The 9,470-nt window shown below is 70.2% G+C and carries 7 protein-coding genes and 1 pseudogene; 2 read left to right on the plus strand and 6 right to left on the minus strand.

The window, feature by feature from the left end; all coding sequences use genetic code 11:
- Positions 1 to 31: 31 nt before the first annotated feature.
- Positions 32 to 1,957, plus strand: coding sequence for a hypothetical protein (locus tag A5780_RS08065; RefSeq protein WP_369829512.1), 1,926 nt, complete (start codon positions 32 to 34; stop codon positions 1,955 to 1,957).
- Positions 1,958 to 2,007: 50 nt separating this feature from the next.
- Here A5780_RS08065 and A5780_RS08070 read toward each other — a convergent pair whose 3' ends face one another.
- Positions 2,008 to 3,234, minus strand: coding sequence for a glycosyltransferase family 4 protein (locus tag A5780_RS08070; protein WP_063011556.1), 1,227 nt, complete (start codon positions 3,232 to 3,234; stop codon positions 2,008 to 2,010).
- A gap of 191 nt (positions 3,235 to 3,425) precedes the next feature.
- On the opposite strand from A5780_RS08070, the gene A5780_RS08075 reads away from it, so the two are divergent.
- Positions 3,426 to 4,214, plus strand: coding sequence for a bifunctional 2-polyprenyl-6-hydroxyphenol methylase/3-demethylubiquinol 3-O-methyltransferase UbiG (locus tag A5780_RS08075; RefSeq protein ID WP_064908139.1), 789 nt, complete (start codon positions 3,426 to 3,428; stop codon positions 4,212 to 4,214).
- A gap of 27 nt (positions 4,215 to 4,241) precedes the next feature.
- On the opposite strand, the gene A5780_RS08080 is transcribed toward A5780_RS08075, so the two are convergent.
- From A5780_RS08080 to A5780_RS40770, 5 genes and pseudogenes are all read right to left on the minus strand, one after another.
- Positions 4,242 to 4,526, minus strand: a complete 285-nt coding sequence (locus A5780_RS08080) for a hypothetical protein (RefSeq protein ID WP_030514228.1) — start codon at positions 4,524 to 4,526, stop codon at positions 4,242 to 4,244.
- 197 nt (positions 4,527 to 4,723) lie between these two features.
- Complete coding sequence (locus A5780_RS08085) at positions 4,724 to 4,948, minus strand: hypothetical protein (protein WP_064908140.1); 225 nt, start codon at positions 4,946 to 4,948, stop codon at positions 4,724 to 4,726.
- Positions 4,949 to 5,202: 254 nt separating this feature from the next.
- The gene (locus A5780_RS08090; RefSeq protein WP_063011466.1) at positions 5,203 to 7,035 is read right to left on the minus strand and encodes a phosphoenolpyruvate carboxykinase (GTP); all 1,833 of its coding nucleotides are present in this window, start codon (positions 7,033 to 7,035) and stop codon (positions 5,203 to 5,205) included.
- 284 nt (positions 7,036 to 7,319) lie between these two features.
- Positions 7,320 to 8,930, minus strand: a complete 1,611-nt coding sequence (locus tag A5780_RS08095; protein WP_082940600.1) for a hypothetical protein — start codon at positions 8,928 to 8,930, stop codon at positions 7,320 to 7,322.
- Positions 8,917 to 9,470, minus strand: a pseudogene (locus A5780_RS40770) (hypothetical protein); the annotation flags it as partial. The pseudogene A5780_RS40770 and the gene A5780_RS08095, both read right to left, overlap by 14 nt.

Raw genomic sequence — 9,470 nt, forward strand, 5'->3', positions numbered from 1 at the left:
AGAACACGGCGACGACACCAGAAGCTCGCAGCTGCCTGCGGCCGCCGCGCCGAGGTGGGCTCGGATCGTTCCCGTGGCCTACAGCCTGGCGCTCGCCCTGATCGTGGTCGGGCCGCTGCTGGGGCCGGGTTATCTGCTGCTGCGCGACGGCGTGAGCACGCCCCGGTCGTATCCGACCGATGCGGCACTGGGCCTGGGTGACGCAGCGCCGCGGGCCGTGCCACAGGACGGATTGCTCGCGGCACTGTCGGTGGTGGTGGACGGCGGGATCGTCGTCAAGGCCATCCTGGTGCTGGCACTCACGGCCGCCGGATGGGGTGCGGCCCGGCTCGCGCACACCCTGCTGGGAGTCTCCCTGGCTCCCCGGCTCGTCGCCGCGACGGTCGCGATCTGGAATCCCTATGTCGCCGAACGGCTGCTGCAGGGACATTGGAGCCTGCTGGCCGGATACGCGGCACTGCCCTGGACCGTCGTCCTCGGACAACGGATACGGACCGGCGGCGCCCGGGAGCCGGCCGGTGAGGGAGCGGAGCGGACCACCGACGATCACCGGCCCCGTCGGGGGCTACCGGTCGCCGCCGCGCCGTGGTCGATGCTGGGCGGCGTCCTCGCCGCGGCGGGTTTGACCCCGACCGGTTCGCTACTGGCGGGCGTGCTGGCGATTCTCACGGTGGGCCGGCGCAATGTCGTCGGCGCGGTGGCGCTGTGGCTGGTGAGCGCCAGTCCGTGGCTGGTGGCCACCGCACTGTCCGGTAGCGGGGCCGAACCGTCCGATCCGGCGGGGGTGGCGGCCTTCGCCGCGCGGGCCGAACCGGGGCTCGGCACGCTGGGGAGCCTGGCCGGACTGGGTGGGATCTGGAACGGCGAGGCGGTACCCGGCTCCCGGACAACGCTTTTCGCGGTGTTGTCGACTCTCGTCCTGCTGGCGATCGTCGTCTCGGGCGTGCGCGCGGTGGCAGCCCGGGGTGAACGATCCACGCGTTATCCCCGGCGGATGTTGCTGGTACTGGCCGCCGTCTGCATCCTGCTGCCGGCCCTGGGGGCTACGGGGTGGGGGCTCGCCATCGGCGAATCCCTGATCGCGCGCATCCCCGGCGCCGGACTGCTGCGCGACACCCAGAAATACGTCGCCCTTGCCATGCCCGCGTACGCCCTGTGCGCGGCGGCGGGCTGTCGCGCCCTCGCCGCACTCGGCCGCCGACACCGCACGGAGATCGCGAAACAGACTGCGCCACAAGCGGACCAGACGAATACGAGCAGCCCGTCGGGAACGCCGTCACCACGAGCGGCGGATGCGGACCGACCGTCGAACGCTGGTGGCGAGCCGGTGCAGGCCGAACCTGTTGCCGCGCAACCGCTTACCGCCCTGCTGTTCATCGCCGCGCTGATCCTCACCCTTCCCGACCTGGCGTGGGGAGTGGGCGGAGCACTGCGACCGGTGCACTACCCGCCGGCGTGGCAGCGGGTCGCCGCGGTGGTCGACGGTCCCGGTGACGTCGCCGTATCGCCCGCGGGGATGTTCCGCGTATTCCCCTACAGCGGACGGGTGCCGGTGCTGGATCCGGCGCCGCGCATGCTGCGGTCGGATGTTCTGCAGACAGGGGTGCTGCCGGTCCGGGGCCGAGTGGTGGCGGGCGAGGGGGCACGGGCCCAGCGAGTGGAAAACCTTCTGCTCCGGGGAGCGGCACCCGCCGACCTCGCCGCCCACGGCGTCGGGTGGATTCTCGTCGAACATCGCACGCCGGGAGCGGTCGGCGATGCGAAGACCACGCTGGGCGCGCTACAGCCGGTGTACTCCGACGCCGATCTGACGCTGTACCGCGTACCGGGCGCACGGGACGTGGCCAGGGCCACCGCCACCGACCGCACCGTAGCCATCGCCGCGCACGCGCTCTGGGCCGCTCTGCTCCTGGCCGGCCTCGTCGCGGCGCCGGCCGACAGGCGACGGAGGAGATGATCCACACGGATCGACAGGCGTGCCGTCGGCCGGCAGATATCGTCCGCTGATCAGCGCAGAGTCGGCGCGACGCGGTCGTCTCGCAGCGGCGCCGACGTCGCAGCGGCCACCGTCGCACGTCCCGTCACCAGCCCCGAGATGAACCGCCCCCGGGCGGCAGCGGCCAGGACCTCACCGACTCCGGTACCCGTCTGCTCCCAGGAGAACTCGCGAGCTCGCGTACGAGCCTTCTCCCCCATGACAATTCGCGCCTCGGAGTCGGCGAGCAATTCCCCGACGGTCTCGGTGAGCTGGCTGGAGTCGTCCACCAGCACCCCGGTCACGCCGTCGACGATGGAGTCGGTGAGCCCCCGTGAACTGCGGTAGCCGATGGTCGGGACGCCGTGCTGCGCGGCCTCGATCACCGCGAGACCCCACCCTTCCTTGCGGGAGGGCAGCACCTGAACCCAAGCGCGGGAAAGCAATTCGTGCTTGCGCGCTTCGTCGACGAAGCCGTGGAATTCCACCGCGTCGGCGATACCCGAGCGATGCGCGCGGTCTTTCAGATTGTCGGCCCACCAGCCGTCGCCGATCACGTCGAGGCGCAGACCGGGCAGGCGGTCACGCAGACCCGCGACGACGTCGAGCGCGTCCTCGATCTGCTTGTGCGGCACCAGCCTCGACAGCACGACGATGCTCGGATACGGGGTGCGGGTCGATTCGCCACCGGTCGGCGCTTGCGCGGGTACGGGTTCGGCACCGTTGCGCACCACCGCGATTCGCGTCGCATCGACCCCGAGCGAGGCGAGCTCCTCCGCGGAGGGCAGCGATACGGTCAGATATTGGTCGCGCCGATGGACCCGCGGGGACAGTCGCGATTCGATCCACCAGCCGATCCGCCCGACCACACGACCCGCCACCGGCCACTGCTCCCGATGGCCGTGGTGCACCAGGACCACCGAGGGCGCCCCGGAGACCGTCCGGGCGAAGAACGGAATGCCGTTCTGGGTGTCGATCACCGCGTCCGGCCGCACTCCGCGCAGCGGGCCGAAGCCCAGCCGCCCGGCCGCGATGGCGGCCAGCGCGCGCGGATAGACGGTGAAGCGCCCGCCGGCCCGGCTGATCTCGATGCCGTCGATACGCTCCCGGCGCGGCGCGCCCGGATAGTGCGCGGTCCGCAGCGTCACCTTCACCCCGCGCGCCGCCAACTGCGCACCCACCTGCTCGAGATACCGCTCGCTCCCGCCGCCCTGCGGATGTCCGGTATCGCGCCAGCACAGCAGCAGGACTTCCCGCACGTCAGCACTCGGGTGGGCCTCGTTCTCGCCGCCGCCGGGCCCACAGAGCTGCGCCCCGGCAGCGCGCTCGCGAGGGCCGATTTCGGGCACGGCAGTTCTCCAGATCGTTCACGTCGGACGACAGTGGGGTCCACCATAGCCGCCGACGGCCGTTCCGGGTCGCTGCGGTGGCCGCATAGACTGGCGCGGCCATGCTTCGATCCGACGCAACCGGACCGCGTCCCCGCTTCGCGCGCCGGGCCACCCTTCGCCGTTCACTGCGCCTGTTGGGCAGTTTCCGCTTCGAACAAACCGATCCGGCGCGGTTCTACGGCGGGATCGCCGCCGATACCGCCGACCTGATCGCCGATTTCTATCGCGATCTGACCGGCCGGGACCTCAGCGGCACCGTGATCGTCGACGTGGGCGGGGGCCCCGGCTACTTCGCGGACGAATTCGCGGCGGCGGGCGCGCGCTATCTGCCGATCGAACCCGATCCGACCGAAATGCACGCCGCCGGGCTCACCGTCGCCGGCGCGGTCCGCGGATCCGGAATGGCGCTGCCCATCCGCGACGACGCCGTCGACATCTGTCTTTCCTCGAATGTCGCCGAACATGTGCCGCAGCCCTGGGTCATGGCCGACGAGATGCTGCGGATCACCAAACCGGGCGGTCTGATGGTGCTGTCCTACACGGTGTGGCTCGGACCGTTCGGCGGGCACGAGACCGGTCCGTGGCACTACCTCGGCGGTGAGTTCGCGGCCCGGCGCTACACCCGCCGCACCGGAAAGCAGCCCAAGAACCGCTTCGGCAGCTCCCTGTTCGCCGTCAGCGCCGCCGACGGGCTGCGATGGGCTCGCGAAACCGGCGGCCGGGCCCGGATCCTCGCCGCTTTCCCCCGCTACCACCCGCGCTGGGCGTGGTGGGTGACGCGCATACCGGGCATGCGGGAACTACTGGTCAGCAATCTGGTCGTCGTCACGACCAAACCCCTCCGCTGAGCCGCATCCGGATCTACGCGGGCCGATCTACTCCAGCCATCCTCGCCGACGGGTGCGCCGCGCCGGTTCGCTCCACGGCGGCTCCTGCATGGCCAGGCCGACGGTTTCCAGCGGGGTCAGGCCGACGCGGTCGGCGAGTGAGCGGACCGCCGCCACCGCCTCGGCCGCCTGCAGCGCCGCCGTCGCCTGTTCGAGCGTCAAGGTCCGGCCGGGCAGAAAGGACACCACCCAGCCCCCGGTACCGACGGACCTTGCTTGATGTGGGGTCTGATCACTGGTCATCAGCGATCGGCCGACCACGTGCACCGCCATGATTCGGACTCCCCTGCGATTGCATCTGTAAAATCGTCCGGCAATGTTGCTCTAAGCATGCTCTGCAATCACAGGAAACGCAATAGTGCGTTTTGCGAAAAGCGAACCGCGAGGTAGGATTTCGCGCCTCCTGGCTGGGCGATCGGTCCGGGATGTCCGCTGCGCGCAGTACGTGACGCCAGGGACTGTGCGCCGAATCAATTCTCGGACAAGCGAACTCGCAGCACCGGCTGCGGATTTTCGTGCGGGCGCGGCGCGGCGAGGTCGATGTCGACCTGCCATCCAGGGGGGAGTACGGCCTGCAAGCGGGCCGCGGCACGCTGCAGCGGCGTACTCGCCGCCGTCGGCGTGAAGTCCGCTTCCGGATCGGCCCACCGCGCGCCGGCTAATCCCGAGACAGCATCGAACCCGAGTTCTGTCATGCCTACACCCACCTCCCACATACCCCGACCGGTCGGCCAGACAACGGAATCCACGAGCACCTGCAAGCAGTCAGTTCAGCCGAGTAGTTAATTCCCCGCAACCACGGGGAGTATTCGTGAGATGCAGAACACAATCAGAATAGGACAAGCGCGCCATTCCGCACGCGGAACCGCGGAAATGACGAGCCGCCCGCCCCGTCGCAAAGACGGTGCGGGCGGCTCGCTTTCGTCGTTCGGTGAACGGCGTCGTCCGACTAGCCCAGGCGCTGCTTGAGCGCCTCGAATTCGTCACGCACGCCCGAGGGCAGCTTGTCGCCGACGAATTCGAACCACTCCTCGATCAGCGGGATCTCCTTGCGCCACTCGTCGAGGTCGACCTTCAGCGAGGCGTCGACGTCGGCGGGGTCCACGTCCAGACCCTCGAGGTCCAGGTCGCCGGCGGTGGGCACATTGCCGATCGCGGTGGCCTCGGCCTCGGCCTTGCCCTCGATCCGGTTGACGATCCACTCCAGCACGCGGGAGTTCTCGCCGAAGCCCGGCCACAGGAAGCGGCCGTCGTCGCCGCGGCGGAACCAGTTGACGTAGAAGATCTTCGGCAACTTGGTGGCGTCGGCGTTCTTGCCCAGGTTGATCCAGTGGTTCATGTAGTCACCGACGTGGTAGCCCATGAACGGCAGCATGGCCATCGGATCGCGGCGCACGTTGCCGACCTTGCCCTCGGCGGCGGCGGTCTGCTCGGAAGACATTGTGGCGCCCATGAATACGCCGTGCTGCCAGTCGAAGGACTCGGTCACCAGCGGGATCGTGGTCTTGCGGCGGCCGCCGAACAGGATCGCCGAAATCGGCACGCCCTGCGGGTCGTCCCACTCCGGGGCGAGGGTCGGGCACTGCGACATCGGCGTGCAGTAGCGCGAGTTCGGATGCGCGGCAAGCGTTTCGGTCTCGCGCAGGTACCAGTCGTTACCCTTCCAGTCGATCAGGTGGTCGGGCTCGCCCTCGAGTCCCTCCCACCAGACGTCACGGTCGTCGGTCAGCGCGACGTTGGTGTAGACGGTGTTGCCGGCCTCGAGCGTGGCCATCGCATTCGGGTTCGACTTGTGGTTGGTGCCGGGGGCGACGCCGAAGAAGCCGAACTCCGGGTTCACCGCGTACAGGCGGCCGTCCTCGCCGAAGCGCATCCACGCGATGTCGTCACCCAGGGTCTCCGCGCGCCAGCCCGGAACGGTCGGCTGCAGCATCGCCAGGTTCGTCTTACCGCAGGCGCTCGGGAACGCGGCGGCGACGTAGTAGTTCTTGTTCTCCGGGGAGATGAGCTTGAGGATCAGCATGTGCTCGGCCAGCCAGCCCTCGTCGTGCGCCATCGCCGAGGCGATGCGCAGCGAGTAGCACTTCTTGCCCAGCAGCGCGTTGCCGCCGTAGCCCGAACCGTAGGACCAGATCTCGCGGTCCTCGGGGAAGTGGGTGATGTACTTGGTGTCGTTGCACGGCCAAGGGACATCTGCCACGTCGCCCGTCAAAGGCGCACCGACCGAATGCAGCGCCTTCACGAACGGGCGATCGGTGCCCAGCTTCTCCAGCGCGGCCTTGCCCATGCGGGTCATCACGCGCATCGACACCACGACGTACTCGGAGTCGGTGAGCTCGACGCCGAGCTTCGGGTCCGCGGCGCCCAGCGGGCCCATGCAGAAGGGCACCACGTACATGGTGCGGCCCTTCATGCTGCCGCGGTACAGCTCGGTCATGGTGGCGCGCATCTCGTTCGGGTCGACCCAGTTGTTGGTCGGGCCGGCGTCGGCCTCGGTGCGCGAACAGATGAAGGTGCGCGACTCGACGCGGGCGACGTCGGAGGGGTCCGACAGCGCGAGGAAGGAATTCGGCTTCTTGTGCTCGTTGAGCTTCTGGAAGGTGCCGGCCGCGACCAGTCGATCGGTCAGCCGGTCCCATTCCTCATCGGAACCGTCGGCCCAGACGACCCGCTCCGGCTGGGTGAGCTCTGCGACCTCCTGCACCCAGGCGAGCAGTCCGGCGTGCTTGGTCGGCGCGGTGCCATCGGATCCGTGAAGACCAGGAATGGTCGCTGAGGTCATGAAAACTCTCCTGAGATGAGCGGCGGGCCAGAGAGCTGCCGAAAACAGCTTTCAACACCAGGAAGGCCGCCGTTGGCTGTGGACATCCGCCCGGCTCGCCGACAGCACGCCCCGGCTGGGCGGCGTACGAGAACGAGACGGACACCCGGATTCCTTAAGTAAAGAGGTTAACGCGATGTGACGGTCGGTACGGAATGGGGTTGCTCACTCGGGACCCGGTCGAAACCTTCCCACCTCACCAGGACCGCAGCTGTGCGGGACCGGCAAACCGCGACCGGGCCGGATCACCCGGCGACCGCGGCCCGCAGGATCGCCAGATCGCGTTCGCATGCGGCCACTCGAGCAGGCTGTTCGGCGGCCGCGCGGCGCAGTTGCCCCTCCAGCTCCGCGACCCGGCGATCGGCCTCGACCATGCGGGCGGTGCTCGCGCGCACCACCTGTTCGGTCAGCTCGGACTCGGCCTCCACCAGGGCCGTCGCCACCCGCTGCTCCAGCTGGGCCTTCACATTGACCAGCACATCGGTCACCCATTGCCGCAGATGTGCCCGATCGGCCAGATGTCCCCGGGCCCCCACCACCCACCACGCCACGCCCGCGCCGAGGGCCAGGGTGACCGGCACGGTGGCGTAATCCAACGCCGGCACCAGCGACAACGGCGCAACGATCAACCGGCCGAGGCCGAAACCCGCCGATGCGCCCAGGGCGATCATCAGCCGATCCTCGACGCCGCGGTGGCGGCGCTCCGGATCGGGCCCGACCCGGGGTGCGGGATCGGTCGGCGGAGCCGGCGGTGAGGCGAGCGTGGGCTGTGGTTCCGACCCCGCCACGGCCTCGAGCTGGCGGGCGAGTTCGGCCAGGCGGTGACGGACCACGCCGTCGAGTTCGGCGGTGGCCTGATTCACCGCCGCCTGCAGCAGATCGGGATAGCCGCGCACCGAGCGGCGGTCGAGGCGGTCCAGATCGGCACGGGCGGTGGCGTTCACGGTGCGGACGCGGGCGCCGACCTCGTGCGTCAGATCGACCCGGGCCAACTGCAGCCGATTACGCAGGGCGCCCAGGGCCTGGGCGCGGCCACCGTCGCGTCCGGCCAGCGCGGCGGTACGTTCGGCGCGCAGGGCGGCGACCGCGCTGCCCGAGCGCAGCGCCTCGATCTGGCTCAGCACCCGGGCGCGGGTGTCGGCGAGCACCCGAGCGGTGACCTCGGCCAGTCGCTCGGGGCCGACCCGGGCCCCGACGGCGGCGCTGAGCTGGGCGTGCAGGGCGGCCAGGCCGGAGCGGTCCAGGAGCGCGGCGTCGCCGCTGCCGCGCGCGGCCACGGCCAGGCGCGCCGAGACCGGAAGAATCTCGGGCTCGGCGCCGAGCGCTCGGGCCAGCATGGCGGTATCGCGATCCAGTACCGAACGCCAGTCGGGATGGGCGTGAATGCCGTTCATGGCGAACAGCATTCGCGTTCCCACCGCCCGCAGGCGGGCGACCGGATCGAGCAGTGCGGCGCCGACGGCGGCGCCGGGGTCCACCAGCACGAGCGCCACCGGCGGTCCGCTGCCGGGGCCGAAATCGGTGGCGGCGACCAGGGTTGCCGGGTCGGTGACCGGATCGGTGAGCGCTACGCGCGGTTCGAAGCGGGACAGTTCGGTACGCAGCAAGGTGGTGTTGGCGTCGTCGGGACCGATGACCGTCACCGACACCGGTTGTGTCGCAATGACTTCCGCATGTGTCGCCGCGACTCCGTTCGGCGCGACGGGATTCGGGCCCGGTTCGGCGGGAACCGCGCGCAGCAGCGCGCCGCCCTGCGGATTCCATCGCTCGACGACGGCCAGCACCTCGGGATCCACCCCGCCCGCCCGCCGACTGTTCAGCTCGGCCGGCGATCCGGGTACCTCACAGTCCGGCACTACTCATCCGCTCCCACATCCGCATATATCCGTTGTGCAGCCGGATCGCGGCGCGGCGAGCGGCGGCCGGCATATCGCTGGCGGCCACCGCGCGCCAGCGTTGCGCGCGAACCAGCGCGTCGTCGGCGTCGGCCGGTGTCGCCGACGGATATCCGGCCGCGAGATGACGGACCTCCGGGCGAGCCAGTCCGGCCTGCAGCGCGGTCCACAGCGCCTCGTCACCGGCCAGGTAGTCCTCGATCAGGTCGCGGGCGCGCCCACCGTCACCCTGTGGGATCGCGCGCGCGGCGATGCGAGCCAGATCGTCGAGCAGATCACCGCCGCGCAAGGCCGCGAGCTGCTCGTAGCGCTGGTGCAGGCGCGCGTGCACGGGGTGAGCTGCGCCCTGGCCGCACTGCGTCATGAGCCGGAGTTGGGACCGCAGCAATTGCTGCAACTGCTGCATGCCGTGAGTGGGATCGATCCCGTGCACGCGCGCCTGCACCAGCGCTACGAGCAGCTCGCGGCCTTGCGCGGCGGTGATCTGCTCGACGATCTGGC

The sequence above is a fragment of the Nocardia sp. 852002-20019_SCH5090214 genome, from assembly GCF_001665865.1.
Taxonomy (GTDB): Bacteria; Actinomycetota; Actinomycetes; order Mycobacteriales; family Mycobacteriaceae; genus Nocardia; species Nocardia nova.

What these genes read in the sequence shown, in the direction of transcription:
- A5780_RS08075 (WP_064908139.1), top strand. Translation starts at nt 3,426, where the DNA reads ATGCTTCGATCCGACGCAACCGGACCGCGTCCCCGCTTCGCGCGCCGG.
- A5780_RS08080 (WP_030514228.1), bottom strand. Translation starts at nt 4,526, where the DNA reads ATGGCGGTGCACGTGGTCGGCCGATCGCTGATGACCAGTGATCAGACC.
- A5780_RS08085 (WP_064908140.1), bottom strand. Translation starts at nt 4,948, where the DNA reads ATGACAGAACTCGGGTTCGATGCTGTCTCGGGATTAGCCGGCGCGCGG.
- A5780_RS08090 (WP_063011466.1), bottom strand. Translation starts at nt 7,035, where the DNA reads ATGACCTCAGCGACCATTCCTGGTCTTCACGGATCCGATGGCACCGCG.